General features: G+C 72.0%; 13 protein-coding genes. 4 read left to right on the top strand and 9 right to left on the bottom strand.

Going from position 1 to position 15480, the window contains the following annotated elements:
- Positions 1–150 precede the first annotated feature (150 nt).
- From IEZ07_RS06370 to IEZ07_RS06355, 4 genes are all read right to left on the bottom strand, one after another.
- On the bottom strand, positions 151–2445 hold the full coding sequence (locus IEZ07_RS06370) for a rhamnogalacturonan lyase family protein (protein WP_191893926.1): 2295 nt from the start codon (positions 2443–2445) through the stop codon (positions 151–153).
- A 332-nt stretch (positions 2446–2777) separates the two neighbouring features.
- Positions 2778–4544, bottom strand: coding sequence for a DUF2079 domain-containing protein (locus IEZ07_RS06365; protein WP_191893925.1), 1767 nt, complete (start codon positions 4542–4544; stop codon positions 2778–2780).
- Positions 4541–5434 (bottom strand): class F sortase, encoded by an 894-nt coding sequence (locus tag IEZ07_RS06360; RefSeq protein WP_191893924.1) that lies wholly within the window; start codon positions 5432–5434, stop codon positions 4541–4543. Before IEZ07_RS06360 ends, IEZ07_RS06365 begins: the two co-directional genes overlap by 4 nt.
- A gap of 13 nt (positions 5435–5447) precedes the next feature.
- Positions 5448–6356, bottom strand: a complete 909-nt coding sequence (locus IEZ07_RS06355) for a hypothetical protein (protein WP_191893923.1) — start codon at positions 6354–6356, stop codon at positions 5448–5450.
- 316 nt (positions 6357–6672) lie between these two features.
- Here IEZ07_RS06355 and IEZ07_RS06350 point away from each other — a divergent pair, with 316 nt between their 5' ends.
- Complete coding sequence (locus IEZ07_RS06350; protein ID WP_191893922.1) at positions 6673–6999, top strand: hypothetical protein; 327 nt, start codon at positions 6673–6675, stop codon at positions 6997–6999.
- Positions 6996–7481: a hypothetical protein gene (locus IEZ07_RS06345; protein ID WP_191893921.1), complete on the top strand. Its 486-nt coding sequence runs from the start codon at positions 6996–6998 to the stop codon at positions 7479–7481. The genes IEZ07_RS06350 and IEZ07_RS06345 overlap by 4 nt, the downstream gene beginning before the upstream one ends.
- Positions 7482–7490: 9 nt before the next feature.
- Here the strand turns inward: IEZ07_RS06345 and IEZ07_RS06340 are convergent, their stop codons facing one another.
- A complete protein-coding gene (locus tag IEZ07_RS06340) occupies positions 7491–8351 on the bottom strand; it encodes a class F sortase (protein WP_191893920.1) in 861 nt (286 codons plus the stop codon).
- 2 nt (positions 8352–8353) lie between these two features.
- On the bottom strand, positions 8354–9847 hold the full coding sequence (locus IEZ07_RS06335) for a hypothetical protein (RefSeq protein WP_191893919.1): 1494 nt from the start codon (positions 9845–9847) through the stop codon (positions 8354–8356).
- A 280-nt stretch (positions 9848–10127) separates the two neighbouring features.
- Here IEZ07_RS06335 and IEZ07_RS06330 point away from each other — a divergent pair, with 280 nt between their 5' ends.
- Positions 10128–11273 carry an acyl-CoA dehydrogenase family protein gene (locus IEZ07_RS06330; RefSeq protein ID WP_068896504.1) on the top strand — a complete coding sequence of 382 codons (1146 nt, stop codon included), beginning with the start codon at positions 10128–10130 and terminating at the stop codon, positions 11271–11273.
- 163 nt (positions 11274–11436) lie between these two features.
- On the opposite strand, the gene IEZ07_RS06325 is transcribed toward IEZ07_RS06330, so the two are convergent.
- Positions 11437–11676, bottom strand: a complete 240-nt coding sequence (locus IEZ07_RS06325) for a hypothetical protein (RefSeq protein WP_191893918.1) — start codon at positions 11674–11676, stop codon at positions 11437–11439.
- A gap of 416 nt (positions 11677–12092) precedes the next feature.
- On the opposite strand from IEZ07_RS06325, the gene IEZ07_RS06320 reads away from it, so the two are divergent.
- Positions 12093–12254 (top strand): hypothetical protein, encoded by a 162-nt coding sequence (locus IEZ07_RS06320; RefSeq protein WP_191893917.1) that lies wholly within the window; start codon positions 12093–12095, stop codon positions 12252–12254.
- Positions 12255–12360: 106 nt separating this feature from the next.
- Here IEZ07_RS06320 and IEZ07_RS06315 read toward each other — a convergent pair whose 3' ends face one another.
- Complete coding sequence (locus tag IEZ07_RS06315; RefSeq protein WP_191893916.1) at positions 12361–13137, bottom strand: alpha/beta fold hydrolase; 777 nt, start codon at positions 13135–13137, stop codon at positions 12361–12363.
- A 68-nt stretch (positions 13138–13205) separates the two neighbouring features.
- The gene (locus IEZ07_RS06310; RefSeq protein ID WP_191893915.1) at positions 13206–15446 is read right to left on the bottom strand and encodes an ATP-binding SpoIIE family protein phosphatase; all 2241 of its coding nucleotides are present in this window, start codon (positions 15444–15446) and stop codon (positions 13206–13208) included.
- Positions 15447–15480 lie beyond the last annotated feature (34 nt).

Below are 15480 nucleotides of genomic sequence, written 5' to 3'. Positions count from 1 at the left end.
TTCTGTCAGTAGGAGGTTACCTCAGAACCTCCGCCCGCGCCCTCCCGAGGATTCCAGGCGGGGCGGGCCCGGAAACGGGGAAGGGCTCCCGCCCGAGCCGGGGCGGGAGCCCGGTGCGGGCTCGCGCGGCGGTGCCGTACCGCCGCGGGTTCAGCGCACGTAGACGTTGGGCCGGGGCGGAGCCGCCATGCCGTCACCGATGAAGAAGCCCGGGTGCGGCGGCTGGTTGTAGGCGGTGTTCTGCCAGGCGATCGCGGTGCGGTACTGCGGGTCGTGCATCAGGGTGTGGATGCGCCGGTCGGTCTGGTGCGGAGTGCTGTAGATGCGCAGGGCCCGGTTGTCGCCGGTGGGCCAGACGACCTCCTCCCGCCAGTCGCCGAACAGGTCGGCCGTCAGCGACGGAGTGGCCTTGGTGCCGTTGTTGGAATGCACCCCGGAGGCGGTCAGCAGCCGGGTCTCCCCGCTCGTGCCGTACTTGTCGATCCGGGTCTGGTCGACCAGCTCGCGGACCGGGTCGCCGTCCCACCAGGCCAGGAAGTTGATCGAGGACGGTTCGCGGCCCAGGGAGGCGCCGCCGGTGCTGCGCAGCGTGGTGTCGGCGGCCGACCACGATTCGGCCCCCGGGCTGCCGGCCCAGATGTCGGCCGAGACGCCGCGGCCGTTGTCGGTGCCGGAGGCGGTGGACCACAGCACCTGGCCGGTGCGGGCGTCGGCGAACCACGAGCCGGGCTTGGACTTGTCCTCGCTCACCTTGAAGTACTCCAGGCCGGGCCGGGCGGGGTTCAGATCACCCAGATGCCCCGCGTCGCCGTGGCCGTGGCGGGTGTTCCACAGCCCGGTGCCGTTGTCGTCGACGGCCATGGCGCCGAAGACGATCTCCTGCCTGCCGTCGGCGTCCACGTCGGCGATCGTCAGGCTGTGGTTGCCCTGCCCCGCGTAGGCGGTGTTGGAGTTGGAGTCGAACGTCCAGCGCTTGGTCAGGGCGCCGCCCCGGAAGTCCCAGGCGGCGATCACCGTCCGGGTGTAGTAGCCGCGCGACATGATCAGGGACGGGCGCTGCCCGTCGAGATAGGCGGTGCCGGCCAGGAAGCGGTCCACCCGGTTGCCGTAGGAGTCGCCCCAGGAGGAGACGGTCCCGCGCGGCGGATCGTAGTTCACCGTGGACATCGCCGCGCCGCTCTGCCCGTTGAACATGGTCAGGTACTCGGGTCCGGACAGCACGTAGCCGGAGGAGTTGCGGTGGTCGGCCGAGGCCGAGCCGATGACCGTGCCCCGGCCGTCGCGGGTGCCGTCGGCGGTCTTGGCGGCCACCTCGGCGCGGCCGTCGCCGTCGTAGTCGTAGACCTGGAACTGGGTGTAGTGCGCGCCCGCGCGGATGTTGCGGCCCAGGTCGACGCGCCACAGCCGGGTGCCGTCCAGCCGGTAGGCGTCGAGGTGGACGTTGCCGGTGTAGCCGGACTGGGAGTTGTCCTTGGCGTTGGACGGGTCCCACTTCAGGACGATCTCGTACTGCCCGTCGCCGTCCAGGTCGCCGACCGAGGCGTCGTTGGCCGCGTAGGTGTAGGCGACGCCGTCGGGGGTGGTGCCGCCGGCCGGCGGGGAGATCGGCACGTCCAGGTAACCGTTCGCCAGGCGCAACGACGCCGGCGAGGCGGCCTGCTCGGTGCCGTTCACCACGGCCCGCACGGTGTAGGAGGCGTCGACCGGGGCTCCGGAGTCCAGGTGGTTGGTGGAGCCGGTGATGGGCGCGGAGTTGACCTTGGTGCCGTTGCGGTAGAGGTTGAAGCCGGTCGTGGCGGCCTCGGTGCCCAGCAGCCGCCAGGACACCAGGTTGGCTCCGCCGGAGCGCACGCTGATCACACCGCGGTCCAGGTCCTCGGCCTGCTTCGCGCTCGCGGGGATCGCGGTCGGGGTGACCGTGGGAGTCGCCGTGGGAGTCGCCGTGGGAGTTGCCGTGGGAGTCGCGGTGGGTGTGGCGGTGGGCGTGACGGTCGGGGTCGCGGTGGGCGTGGCGGTGCCGGTGCAGGCGGTGCCGTTGAGTTCGAACGCGGCCGGGACGGGGTTGGCGGAGCCGTCCCACGTCCCGTTGAAGCCGAAGGCGACCGTGGCGCCGGTGGCGACGGCCGCGTTGTACCCCGCATCCCGGACGCTCACCCGGGCGCCGTCCTGCGCCGCCGTCGCGTTCCACGCCTGGGTGATCCGCTGCCCCGCGCCGAAGACCCAGGTGAGCGTCCAGCCGTCGACCGGGTCGCCCAGGTTGGTGATCCTGACGTCGCCGGTGAACCCGTCCTGCCACTGGCCGGACACCGCGTACTCCACCCGGCAGCCCGCGGCGGCCTGCGCCGCCGCGTTCCAGCCGCCGAGCACCGAGCCCGCCGCCAGGACGGCCGCCACCGCCGCCGCTCCCCGGCGCGGCCGGGGCACCGACTGTTTAAAACGTTTCATTTCCAGCTCCGATCCGAACCGTCGAGGAACAGGTTGAGGAGGTTCGCCGACCACCGCGTCCGAGCCGCGTCGGCACCCGGTACGGCCGCCGGAGGGATCACGGGACCGGATCCGCGTGGCCGTTCGCGGGGTTCCGGGATTCCCAAGGAATACGCTTTCCCGGAATCTAGAAGGTAGGACGTGCGGTTCAGCGCGTCAATCAGGGCGAATGCCGGTCATCCCGCCGCCGCGCACCGGGTGGGGAACGTGTCAGGTCAGCGTCCCCGGCGCCGCGGAAGCCCCCCTCGCATCCGCCGAAGCCGGCTGAAACTTTCACCGCGCGGCCCACCTGTTCAGGAGGGCCGGTTCAGCACGATGTAGCCGTCCCTCTCGAAGACCGGGCGGTAACCGCTGCGCAGGGCCTCGTCGACCCGCTGCCGCTGGAGCTCGTGGGCCCCGAACGGGAAGGACCAGCGGTCCACGTCGGCCACGATCCACGGTGCGTCGCGGGCCACGGGCCCCCAGAGCAGCACGGTCGTCCGCGAGGTGAGCGCGGGTCCGACGTGGTTGACCGCCTCGACGACCACCCCGTCCGGCACCGCGGCCACCGCCTCCCGGGCCGCCGCGACGTGCGGGTCGCCCTCGTAGAAGGACCACTCGACCAGGTTGCCGAGCGCGAAGCGCGGGATCAGCGTGATGGCGACCATGCAGACGCCGACCGCCCAGTAACGCCCCACCTCACGCCGCGTGTCCGGGCCTGCGCCCCCACGGCCCGCGTCCCGGCTTCCGCCCCGGCCCGCGTCCGCGCCCGCGTCCGGGTTCTCCGTCCGCGGACTCCCCGCCGTGTCCGGTCCCCGCTCCGCGCGCCGGCTCCGCAGGCGCCGCCCCAGCCGGTCCACACCGTCCACCCCCGCGCACAGCAGGGTCGCCACGATGAAGGCGTTGTAGTGGTGGTCCGGTCCCCACCACTGCGGCCGGTCGCCCAGGAAGCGTTCGGCGATCATCGGGAGCGCCATCAGGGTGAGCGGTGAGAACAGCGCGGTCAGCAGCACCGGCCAGAAGAGGAAGGCCAGCGTGTCGACCTTGATCTCCGGGCTGACGAACTGCCACAGCGCCCCCAGCGGGTCGCGTGCGAGCCCGGCCGCGGCCTCGCCCACGGTCGCCCCCCACCGGCCGTAGGCCCAGTGGAAGCCCGTCTCGCCCGCTCCCGCCAGCGGCATCAGGACACCGCGGATCGTCACCAGCGCCGCGAGCGCGAGCAGGACGAACGCGGTCCCCTCCAGCCTGCGCCGCGTGACGAGCAGGTAGACGCCGAAACCCGCGACGAGCAGGCCCATGTCCTCCTTGACCAGCAGCAGGCCCAGCGCGGCCAGGACCGCCACGCCCCGGCGGCCCGCGTCGAAGCGCTCGATCATGATCGCGCTCAGCAGCGGGACGAACGCCACCTCGTGGAAGTCGAACCCGGCGGTCTGCGCGACCGGCCACGACACCGCGTAGGCCACGGCGACCAGGTGGGCGGGGACCGGGCCGAGGCGGCGCGCGGCGTAGTGCCAGACCGGGACCGCGGCCAGCGCGAGCAGTACGGCCTGGGCGACGATCAGGGTCTGCGGTCCGTCGTGGATCCAGTACAGCGGGGCCAGCACGGCGAGGATCGGCGAGAAGTGATCGGCGAGCTGGAGGAAGTCCATGCCCAGGCCGTAGTTCACGCCCACCGCGGGCGCCGCCGGAGGACCGAAGCCCGCGTATCCGCGCACGGCCTGGTCGAAGATGACCAGGTCGAAGATGCTGGCCCGGAAGGTGGCCAGCTTGACCAGCCCGAGCACGGCGTAGGCGCAGGCGGCCAGCACCACCGTCGCGCCCAGCGCCAGCGGGTGCGCCCGCCGTCGCAGGAACCCGTCGGCACGCCCCACGAGCCCGTCGACGCGCCCCACGAACCCGGCGGCGCGCCCCATCGGCCCTGCGGCGCCGGAATCCGGCCGGTCCGCCGCTTCGGTCCGTTCCTCGATCCGGTCCTCGGGCGCGCCGGTCCCGCCTCCGGAACCCCGCTTCTCCCCCGCCTCGGCCGGTTCCGTCTCCTCCGCTCCGGTTCTCCCGGGCCCGGGGGTGGTGTCCGCGCTCATGTCCGGCGGGTGCCCGTCATCGTCGCGTAGGCGATCACGTTGTCGGTGTAGTGGCCTGTCGCGTGGTTGTAGGTCCCGCCGCAGGTGATCAGGTGGAGCTGCGGCACGGCCGACTCGCCGTACACCCGCTGCGTCGGGAAGACCGACTTCTCCGCCTGCTCCAGCCCGCCCACGGTGAACACCGCGATCAGGCCGTCCTGACGGTGCACCTCGATGACGTCGCCGTTGCGGATCTCGTGGAGGCGGCCGAACACCGCGCTCCCCCTCCGGGTGTCCTTGTGCCCCAGCATGATCGACGGTCCCGCCTCCCCCGCCGTGGGGCCCGAACGGTACCAGCCGACGAGGTTGGGGTCGCCCACCGGCGGCACCTCGATCGCCCCCCGCCGGTCGAGCCCGACGGACTTGATCGGCGCGTTGACGCCGAGCTTCGGGATGACCAGGCGGACCGGGGTCGAGGGCTGCAGCGGCGGGGCCGCCGGCAGGCTCGGCTGCGGCGGCGGCGCGGTCGGAGCCGCCTGGAAGTACTGCTCCGCCCCGGCCGCGCTCGGCTGCACCCGCGGCGGCAGGGTGGTCCGCTGGTCGGCGAGGCCGTACTGCTCGGGCGCGGAGACCATGAGGATCATCCCCACGAGCACCGTGACCACCCCGGCGATCCCGGCGAGGATCAGCACCGACCGCAGCACCCGGCCGCCGGCGGGGTCGACGTACGGCTCGCCGTACCCGGGTGGGAGACCCGGCTCGACGTACCCGGGCGGCGGATGGCCCGTCCGGCCGTACCCGGGCGGGAGGTGGCCCGGCCGGGGGTGCCCGTACGGCTGCGCGGGCCGTCGCGGTCCCCCGCCGGGCGGGACGGACCCCGGCCGCCGGCCGTCCGGCGTGGGCGTGGTCATCCGGCCACCCCGGTCAGCCCCGCTGCGCGGTACGGCGCCGCAGCACCAGCCCGCCGGCTCCGGCCGCCGCGACCAGCAGCGCGCCGCTCAGCATGATCATGCGGGCGTCCGGACCGGCTTCGCCGCCGCCGCCCGTGGACGCCGCACCCTCGGGCGTCTCCTCGATCTGCCGTGTCTTGGGGCTCTTGATGGTCTTGGTGCTCTCCGTGGCCTCCGGCGTGATGGTGGTGGTGACGGTGATCGTCGGCTTCGGGGTCGTGGTGGTGGGGGTGGCGGTCGGCGTCGGAGTGCCGGTCCCCGTGCCCGTGCCGGACGGCTGCACCGTGATCAGCAGACCGGCGGCGGTGACCTCGGCCGGGGACGCGGGCGTGCAGTCGTACAGGTCGCCGAGGGTGCCGGTGCCGCTGGCCGGGCCCACCGCCAGGATGAAGGAACTGGGCTGGATGCCGATGACGCCGGTGGCGGTCGGCACCACTGTGATGAGCACGGGAGGGGCCGTCAGCGGGTTGCCCTGGGCCACCGCGCCGGGGGCGGCCGAGACCGTGGCGAAGGCGGTCGAGGTCTGCGTGGGCAGCGGCGAGCCCGTGACCAGCGCCTCCGCCTCGACCACGAGGCGCTCGGTGGCGGCGATGGCCGAAGGGGCGAGCAGGCTCGGTCCCGGAGGGGAGGGCTGGCCGATCTTCCAGGTGGCCACGACCGTGGAGTTCGGCGTCGGCGCCAGCGGGCCGGTCAGGTCCATCTGGAACTTGTAGGGGCTGGGGGCGGCGCCCGCGACCTGCGACTCGCAGTTGTAGGTGACCGCCTTGGGGGCCGCCGTCATCGACGCGATCGCCGGGACCGCTCCGAAGAGGACACCTGCGCCCGCTGCGCAGATGGCGGCCGTCTTGGCCACGACGCGGCTGCGCGTCTTGGACTTCAGCACGGTCTCTCCCGGTTGGGTGCGGTTGCGCGGTGGAAGGAGGTGGCTGCTCGGGATTCCCACCGATGGTCAAGTCTTGTCACAGATCTTATGGAGACCGGACGGTGACTGGGAACATCTCGGCAAAACGGGCACAAATTCTCCCACGTCCCATAATCTTTCTTTCGCTCCCCGCTCCTGACCCTGGCGGAGGACACCCCTATTCGGCGCCACGCGTTCATCCGCCGGCACCCCACTGCGGACGTGGATCATCCTTCATCCTCCCCGGACTTCCTAGAGCAGCGTTGAACTGGCGTAATACGCGTCATACAATGCGGTCATGGCCAAGACCCGGATCAGCATCAGCATCGATCCCGATCACGCGGAGCGCATCCGAGCCCACGCCGAGCGCGCCGGCATGGACGTCTCCGCCTACCTCGTGAACGCGGCCGTCCGGCAGATGGCGGAGACCGACACGCTGGAATCACAGTTCGCGTCCGTCGACGCCGTCATCGCCGCCGCGGAGGCCGAAGCCGCCGCGCTGCCTCCGCTCCCGGCGGTCGCCGATGACGAGTTGACCGAAGAGGAGCGGCGTGAGGTGCAGGAGGCCATGCAGCTGGTCTACGGCACCGACAAGTCCGCGACGCGTCCCGGTACTGCCGCATGAGCGTTCGCGTCCCCGTCTACGACACGGGGATGCTGATCGCTCTCGCCGACCGCAAGGCCAAGGCGGTGCGACTGCACGACGGCCTCAAGGCCGCACCGCACCGCGCGGTCGTGCCGGGTCCCGTCTTGGCGCAGGTCTGGCGTCCGGCTCCGGCTCTGGTCCATGCCATCGCCGCCTCGCTGCGCGATTGCACCGTTCCCCAGGCGCGTGGTTCCGCTCCGGCGCTCCGCCCGGCGGCAGCGGGGCAGTCCACTTGCCTGATGTGCACGACCGCGCCGGACCTCGCTGACTGGCAGCGGGTCGGCAGCGCTCTCGGCAGGGCCGGGCTACCGCTGAAGAAGCGTCCGGACGCGGTCGATGCTCTCGTGGCGCTGACCGCCGTACGTCACGGCGGTGCCGTGGTGTTCACGAGCGACCCGGAGGACATGGCCGCCTACCTGGAGGCGTTCGACGCGCAGGACGTGCATCTCGTCACGGTGTGAACGCCCGAGTCAGCGTGAGGACGCCTTGCCGGTGGCGGAGAGGGTCGCGTAGACGATGATGTTGTCGGTGTAGTGGCCGGTCCTCTGGTTGAGGACGCCGCCGCAGGTGATCAGGCGGAGGGTGGCCTCGCCGGTGTTGCCGTAGACCCGCTTCGACGGGAACGCCTGCTTGCTGACCTGCTCGACCCCGTCGACGGTGAACTCGGCCACGGCCCCGTCCGAACGCGACACCTTGATCTTGTCCCCGCGCCTGAGCTCCTTGAGGCGGACGAAGACCCCGGCCTTGCCGTTGCCGTTGACGTGACCGAGGACGACCGAGGGTCCCTGCTGCCCGGGGACGGGACCGTGCCTGTACCAGCCCGCCAGGTGGAGCCTGTTCAGCGGAGGGGTCTGGACCCGCTGCTTCTTGTCGACCCCGAGCGTCATCAGCGACGACAGCACGCCGATCTTGGGGATGGCGATCCTGCGCGGGGTCACCCCCTCGCTCCTGAGCGGCTCGGGCGGCATCACGACGGGCAGCGGCGGCGCGGCCGTGGGCGCGGCGGCCGTCAGCGGGACCTCCAGGCCGCCCGGACCCACCTCCGCGGGCGCCCCGGCCGCGTTCTGGTCCTGCGGCTGGACGGGCGGCGGCTGGTTCTGCGCCGCCGCCTGGGGCACCGGAGGCCCGTACATCTCCTCCTCGGAGAGCGGGGCCAGGTAGGCGAGCAGCCCGGCCATGACCATCGCCACCCCGCCCAGCGACCCTGCTACCAGGAGGGAGGGGAGCAGCCACTTTCTGCCCCCACCGGACGCGGGCGCACCGGCGGAGCCGTCATCCGGACGGGAGGCGTGCCCCTCCTGCGGCGGCTCCGGGTACATTCCGGCGCTCATGCCTACTCCCCACTCCGCGTGTGCGCCGCCCGGCGCCGGACGAGCACCACACCGCCCAGCATCCCGCCGAAGACCACGGCCGACCCCGCTCCGACGAGGCCCAGGCCCGGACGCTCACCGGACCCGCCGCCCGTGTCCGCGCCGCCCTGGGGCGTCACCACGACCTGGGGGGTGGTGGGCGTCGCCCGCGTGGGCGTGACGGTGACGGTGGCGGTGACGGTCGGCTTGGGCGTGGTCGTGACGGTCTTGGTCGCGGTGGGTGAGGCGGACTTGCTGGTCTGCCCCTGGGGTGACGGAGTCGTGGGGCATACCGGAATGGGTGTAGGCGTGCGCGCAAGAGTCGGCGTCGGCTTAGGCGTGTGCGCAAGAGTCGGCGTCGGCGTCTGGGAGGGTGGAGCCCAAGGCATGCACGAGGGCGTCACGGGCGGGAAGGTCACCGTGGGCGTGACGGAGATCGTCGGCGTCACTGAGGTCGTCGGAGTGACGGACGTCGTCGGAGTAGACGTGACGGTGCCCGTCGGGTCGGGCGAGGGCGATCCGCCCGCGCCTCCGATGGTGACGTCCACCGACACCGGCGCGCTGTCGAGCGTGCAGACGGTCCTGTACTCTTCCGGCGGGTTCACCAGCTCTCTCGTGATCACCCGGAAGGCGTCAAGGGTCGCCTCCTTGCCCTCGTCCAGGTTCGTGACCTCGATGGTGTGCTGGCCGTAGGCGAGACCGCGGAACCTCCAGAGCGTCAGTCCGCCCCTGTCGTCGTCGTTCGAAGGCGTGCCGTTGGGCAGCTTCGAGGCGTCCACATAGGCGGGCGTGGCGTCCTGACCGTTGATCTTGAATCCGACCCGCCCGGCGTCACTGTCACGCCGGGCGACGTACTCGATCCCGGTCCCGGTGAAGGTGAAGGTGGCCTTCGCCCCCGCCGCCGTGGTGCGGTGGACGTCGTGGTGGTGGTCGTTGTTGTTCTCCGGCTGGTCGTCGAGGCTCGCCCAGTCGCCGTCGTACTTCACATCTGGATGGTCGTCGTTGACCATGGCCTCACCGGCGGGCGGGGTGAAGTCCACGACCAGCCTCTGGGGCGTCACCTTGACCTTCGCCGCCTGGGTGGTGTGAGCGGCATCGGAGATCCCCTCGGGAAGCCTCAGGATGGTGCCGGGCTGGAGCTGGTTGGGCTGCTCCACGCTTCCTTTCGGCTGGAGGACGCCCTGCCAACCGCCGGAGAGCTGCACGTTTCCGGTGACCGAGACCTTGCCGCCCGGGGCGAAGTAGGCCGGTGAGCCGAACCTGGCCGGGAACTGGTTCCGGTAGCCGAGGGCCCAGCCGATGCTGAGAGGCTCGCCGACCGAGAGTGTCGTGGGAATCGACACCTTGGTCCGCAGGCTTACCGGGCCGCTCTGTGTGAGGCCCCCGGTGCACGTGTAGTCGACCACAAGCTCGGCGTTGTTGGCCGCGGCCGTACCGGACGACAGCACGACCAGCGCGCCGCTCAGCAACCCCAGCATCGGGACCGCAACCGCTGTACGGAGCCCTGTCGTCCACCGCGCCACTGGTCACTCCGCTCGTAAAACCTGGACACAGAAATGGTCATTTCATCACAACCGGTCCGGATCGTACTGGTATGCGGCAGCACCCCGCAGGGGGTTCGGCGGGACTCCCAGGGCACTGTGGCGCAGTTGTGATCTCGCGAACGTTCCAAGCAGGGGAACCCGGCACCCCCGGCCACCTGTACCTCCAGGAAACAGAATCGTATTCTGGTCCGCGGAGACCCTAAGGAGGCAGTCCATGCAGCGAGACCTCTTCGAGGAGGAGCACGATCTCTTCCGGGAGACCGTGCGCGAGTTCCTGGCCCGGGAGGTCGTGCCGCACCACGACCGGTGGGAGAAGGACGGCATCGTCCCCCGCGAGGTGTGGAAGAAGGCCGGCGAGGTCGGGATGTTCGGCTTCGGGGTGCCGGAGGAGTTCGGCGGGGCGGGGATCAAGGACTTCCGCTACAACGCGGTGATCGTCGAGGAGATCATCAGGGTCGGCGCGTCCGGCCTCGGCTTCTCCCTCCACAACGACGTCATGGCCCCGTACTTCGTCGACCTGACGAACGACGAGCAGAAGGCCCGCTGGCTGCCCGGGTTCGCGAGCGGCGAGCTGATCACCGCCGTCGCGATGACCGAGCCGGGGGCCGGGAGCGACCTGCAGGGCGTGCGGACCACCGCCGTTCGCGAGGGCGACCACTACGTCCTCAACGGCTCCAAGACCTTCATCACCAACGGCATCAACTCCGATCTGGTGGTGACCGTCGCCAAGACCGACCCGGCCGCGGGCGCCCGGGGCATCTCGCTGCTGGTCGTGGAGCGCGGCATGGAGGGCTTCACCCGGGGCCGCAACCTGGACAAGATCGGCATGCACGCCCAGGACACCGCCGAGCTGTCCTTCGAGGGCGTCCGCGTCCCCGCCGCCAACCTGCTCGGCGACCAGGAGGGCCAGGGCTTCTTCCAGCTCATGGGCAACCTGCCGCAGGAGCGCCTGTCGATCGCCGTCGCGGCGGTGGCCGCCGCCGAGACCGTGCTCAAGGCGACCATCGACTACTGCAGGAACCGCCAGGCCTTCGGACGCAGCATCGGCACCTTCCAGAACACCCGGTTCGTGCTGGCCGAGCTGGACACCGAGGTCGAGATCGCCCGGCACTACCTGGACAAGTGCATCCTCGCCCTCAACGCGGGGCGGCTCACCGTCGTGGACGCCGCCAAGGCCAAGTGGTGGACCACCGAGCTGCAGACCAAGGTCATCGACCGCTGCCTCCAGCTGCACGGCGGCTACGGCTACATGATGGAGTACCCCGTCGCCAAGGCCTGGATCGACAGCCGGGTCCAGACGATCTACGGCGGAACCACCGAGATCATGAAGGAGATCATCGGCCGCTCCTTCGGGTTCTGACCGCCGCCCGCCGCCGATCGCCCCTGGCCGCCCCGGTCGCTTCCGGCGGCTTCCGATCACTTCCGGCCGCGGACGGCGACCGCCGTCCGCGGAGCGCACCCGCACAGCGATCACGCCCGCGCCGCGGGACACCCCGGTGCGGGCGTGATCGGCGGAAGCCGGGTCAGTTCCTGACGATCTCCTCGATCTTCACCGCCACTCCGTCCTTGATGGTCACCTTGGCGTACAGCGAGACGTCCGCCTTGAGCGCCTTCTTCAGCTGGTCCACGCTGCACCGGTGCGGGAGTTCCCCCTCGTCGCAGATGCCGCCCTGCACGTCGAACACCTCGGTGTACGGCAGGAGCTGGGCGGTGCGGTCACCGGCGTCGTCCCCCGTGACCAGGATGGAATTCGCCCCCTTCATGGTGACTTGGCCCGTAACGTCCTCGTCGAGACCTCTGCCTCCGGGAATGTCCGGGCTCGACGGTGCCGAGGGCGAGGGCACCGGGGGCGACGCCTCGGCCGTCTCCGACGGCAGGGCCGGGGCCGGGGTGGAGACCGCGGGGGACGCGGCCTCCGGGGCGGATCCCGAGGCTGAGGGCGCCGCGGGGGCGGCGGACGGGTCCGAGCCGCCCTCCCCCGCACAGGCGGAGAGGCACACGGCGAACGCCGCCACCAGCAGGACACGCGTTGTCTTCGACGTTCTGTTCACGACGGCCACCCTGCCACGAACCGCCGCGCCCTACGCACCTGTCATGTCCGGAAGGCGCTCACGGAACCTCCGCATCCGGCGAACGGACAGCGCATACTGGTCAGCGAGGCTCCCCCGAGGCGGTGACGATGGACAGCGGACTGATCCTGCTGGTCTTCCTGGCGTTCCTGTTCGCCTGGGGGCTGAACCGGGTGCGCCGGGCACTGCGGCTCGGCCCTCTCGCCTACGCGGGCGTCATGATCGCGTTCGTCATCGTGATGCTCGCCGTCTGGGGACAGACCATGCGCTGACCGGCGACGTGTCGACGGGCCGGCGCGCCGGACGGCTCCGGGGCGACCGCACGTCGGCACCGCACGTCGGCACCGCACGCCGGCGCGCCCCGGGTCCGGCCCCGAGTCACCCGGCGGACGCCTCCAGCAGCACCCGGGCGACCAGCTCGGGGTCGTCGCTCATCGGCAGGTGCCCGCAGCCCCGCAGCAGCTTCACCCGCTGCCCGGACCAGCGCGCCGCCCGTACGGCCTGCCGCCGGAGGAGCAGCCGGTCGTGCTCGCCCCAGGCGATCGTGACCGGCGCCTTTGGCGGCGCCGGGGGCATCAGCCACGCGAACGAGGCAAGCATCTCGTCGAACCCCCTGGCGCCCCGCAGGGCCTCCCCCGCGGCGAGCACCGCCTCCTCGGAGAGCCTGCCCGGGTGCGCCACCATCACGCCCGTCGACAGCGCCCTCGTGACCGGGTTCCGCGCCGTCGCCTCGGCCCGCTCCGGCGGGAGGGCCAGCGCCGCCGCCTTGGTCGCGCGGAGCACCGTCTGGAGGTACAGCAGCTCGCTCCGGCTCCAGAACCCCGCCGGGGACAGCGCCGCGGCCGTTTGGACGACCCCCCGCGAGGCGAGCTCCAGCGCGACGTAGCCGCCGAGCGAGTTGCCCGCCACGTGCGGCTCGCGGACGCCGAGCATCCCGCAGAAGGACTCGACCGCGTCCGCGAGCGTCTCCGCGGTGTACGGCGTGCCGGGCGGCAGCGGCGGCGAGACGCCGAAGCCCGGGAAGTCGACGGCGATCACGTCCCGCTCGGCGGCGAGACGGTCGAGCACGGGCAGCCACCCCTGCCAGTGGTGCCCGATGCCGTGCAGCAGGATCAGGGGCGCTCCGGCCCCGCGCCGTTCGAAGGCCAGCTCCATACGGACCACTCAAGCACCGATCGGGGACCGGGCCTAGTCCCGGGAGCGCGCGTGGAGCGGCGGCGCGCTCAGCGCGACCGGGTGGGGATCTCGAACCAGACGGCCTTGCCCTCCTGCGTGGGACGGGAGCCCCAGCGCCTGGCGAGCTGGTCGACGAGGTAGAGACCGCGGCCGCCCTCGTCGTTCTCCCCGGCGCTGCGGATGCGGGGAAGCCGCAGGTCCTGGTCGAAGACCTCGACCCAGACGGACTCCCGGCCCCGCCGGATCCGGAGCGTGAACTCCTTCTCCGCGGTGGCCTCGCCTTCGTCCTCGTCCTCGAAGCCGGGCAGGTCCCAGGACTCGTCGAAGTCCAGCGCGCCGCCGTCCATCACCAGGTCCCGGCGGGGGACGCCGGAGTTGGCCGCGTGCAGCACGACGTTGGTGACCACCTCGGAGACGAGCAGGCAGGCGAGCTCGGCCCGCTCCTCCGGGACGTTCCACCCGGCGAAGGCCTCCGCCGCCATCCGGCGGGCCTCGCTGACCATGATCGGCTGGGCCGCGAAGGTGCGCTCCTCGACCTCCAGGTCGGCGGCGGAGGACCTGACCACCAGGATGGCCATGTCGTCGTCGATCTCACCGGGCACCGCGACCGTCGCGGCGTCGGCGATGCGCTCCACCGAGCCGCCGGAGCACTCGACGAGCTTGTCGCAGAGCAGCGCGAGGTTCTCCTCGTCGCTGAGCGGGTGGCTGCCGGAGTCGCGCAGCGGGCGGCGGTCCACCAGGCCGTCGGTGTAGAGCAGCAGCGAGGCCCCCGGCGGCAGCGTCCGCGTCTCCTCCTTGTAGACCAGGTCGGCGTGCACGCCCTTGGCGCGGACGCCGAGCGGCTGGCCGACCTCCTTGATGTCGAGCTCGACGCAGGTGCCGTCGGCGAGCAGCAGCGGCGGGGCGTGCCCGGCGTTGGCGAAGGACAGCTCGCGCGACCACGCGTCGTACACGAGGTACTGGCAGGTGACGATGGGCGGGACGCTGATGTCCTCGCCGCTGTCGTCCTGCTCGGGGGTGGCGATTATGCGGGTCCACTCGTCCAGGCGGGCGAGGATCTCCGCGGGCGGCTTGTCGTCCTGGGCGAAGGCGCGCAGCGCGGCCCGGAGCTGCCCCATGACGGCGGCGGCCTTGGCGCCCCGGCCCTCCACGTCGCCGATGACGATGCCGACCCGGCCCGCCGAGAGCGGGATCACGTCGTACCAGTCGCCGCCGACCTGGGTCTGGATGCCCTGGCCGTGCGAGGCGAGCGGCGCGGCGGGGTAGTAGCGGACCGCGATCTCCAGCCCGTCGAGCTGGGGCAGGGCGCGGGGCAGGAGGTATTTCTGGAAGGACTCGGCGGTGTGCCGCTCCTCCTCGAACAGCAGCGCGTTGTCCACGGCCAGCGCGACCCTGGTGGCGATGGCCCCGACGAAGTCGCGGTCGAAGGTGTCGTAGTGCGGGCTGCGCCGGTCGGTGAGGTTGGACAGCCCGAGGTACATCAGGCCGAGGGTCTCGCCGCGCACGCACAGCGGGGCGACGATGGCCGACGTCAGGCCGACCTCCGCGGCCAGCCGGGTGCTGCCCTCGCTCGGGCTCGGGTAGCTGGTCCGGGCGAAGTCCTCGACCAGGACCGTCTCCTGGCGGCGCAGCGCGGTGTCGGCGTAGTGGCCCGCGGGATAGCGGATCTCGGCGCCGAGCGGCGCCCAGGTGTCCGGCGGCGGGTTCCAGCCCTGGACGTGGGTGGAGACCCTCCGGGTCAGCCGCTCGCCCTCCATCAGCTCGATGAAGCAGTGGTCGGCGAACTGCGGGACGAGCATCTCGGCGACGCGCTTGAGCGTCTCCTCGACGTAGAGGGAGCCGGCGAGGCGCTCGCCGATCCGCTCCAGCAGGCCGAAGCGGTCCTTCTCCCGCTCGTTGCTCCGCATGGCCTCCCGGGCGGTGATGACGATGCCCGTCACCGCCCCGGAGGAGTGGCGCAGGGGCACGGCCTGCGCGCGGACGTAGATCATCGTCCCGTCGCCGCGTTTGACCTCGAAGGTGCCCTCCCAGACGCCGCCCTTGAGCACCTGCTTGGCGGCCTCGACCGCGAGCGGGTGGTCGGCCTCCATGAGGCTCGGCGTGAGCCCCCGCGGCTCGGGGGAGCCCGGCGGGCCGGAATGGCCGAAGAGCTTCTCGGCGAACGGGTTCCAGTAGAGGAGATTGCTGAAGCGGTCGGTGACCACCACCGCCATCTCCGCCTGGTCGAGGACGGCTCCCGCCGAAAGGTGGTCGGCGGCGTCCTGCGGAAGATCCCCCCACCGCTTCATCCGGTGACCGCCCCTCGGTAACGGGTGTGCGCAA

This window comes from Planomonospora parontospora (genome assembly GCA_014647935.1).
Classification (GTDB): Bacteria; Actinomycetota; Actinomycetes; order Streptosporangiales; family Streptosporangiaceae; genus Planomonospora; species Planomonospora parontospora.
This window is presented reverse-complemented; position numbering and strand designations above follow the sequence as displayed.

What these genes read in the sequence shown, in the direction of transcription:
- IEZ07_RS06370 (WP_191893926.1), bottom strand. Translation starts at nt 2,445, where the DNA reads ATGAAACGTTTTAAACAGTCGGTGCCCCGGCCGCGCCGGGGAGCGGCG.
- IEZ07_RS06365 (WP_191893925.1), bottom strand. Translation starts at nt 4,544, where the DNA reads ATGAGCGCGGACACCACCCCCGGGCCCGGGAGAACCGGAGCGGAGGAG.
- IEZ07_RS06360 (WP_191893924.1), bottom strand. Translation starts at nt 5,434, where the DNA reads ATGACCACGCCCACGCCGGACGGCCGGCGGCCGGGGTCCGTCCCGCCC.
- IEZ07_RS06350 (WP_191893922.1), top strand. Translation starts at nt 6,673, where the DNA reads ATGGCCAAGACCCGGATCAGCATCAGCATCGATCCCGATCACGCGGAG.
- IEZ07_RS06345 (WP_191893921.1), top strand. Translation starts at nt 6,996, where the DNA reads ATGAGCGTTCGCGTCCCCGTCTACGACACGGGGATGCTGATCGCTCTC.
- IEZ07_RS06340 (WP_191893920.1), bottom strand. Translation starts at nt 8,351, where the DNA reads ATGAGCGCCGGAATGTACCCGGAGCCGCCGCAGGAGGGGCACGCCTCC.
- IEZ07_RS06335 (WP_191893919.1), bottom strand. Translation starts at nt 9,847, where the DNA reads ATGCTGGGGTTGCTGAGCGGCGCGCTGGTCGTGCTGTCGTCCGGTACG.
- IEZ07_RS06330 (WP_068896504.1), top strand. Translation starts at nt 10,128, where the DNA reads ATGCAGCGAGACCTCTTCGAGGAGGAGCACGATCTCTTCCGGGAGACC.
- IEZ07_RS06325 (WP_191893918.1), bottom strand. Translation starts at nt 11,676, where the DNA reads ATGAAGGGGGCGAATTCCATCCTGGTCACGGGGGACGACGCCGGTGAC.
- IEZ07_RS06320 (WP_191893917.1), top strand. Translation starts at nt 12,093, where the DNA reads ATGGACAGCGGACTGATCCTGCTGGTCTTCCTGGCGTTCCTGTTCGCC.
- IEZ07_RS06315 (WP_191893916.1), bottom strand. Translation starts at nt 13,137, where the DNA reads ATGGAGCTGGCCTTCGAACGGCGCGGGGCCGGAGCGCCCCTGATCCTG.
- IEZ07_RS06310 (WP_191893915.1), bottom strand. Translation starts at nt 15,446, where the DNA reads ATGAAGCGGTGGGGGGATCTTCCGCAGGACGCCGCCGACCACCTTTCG.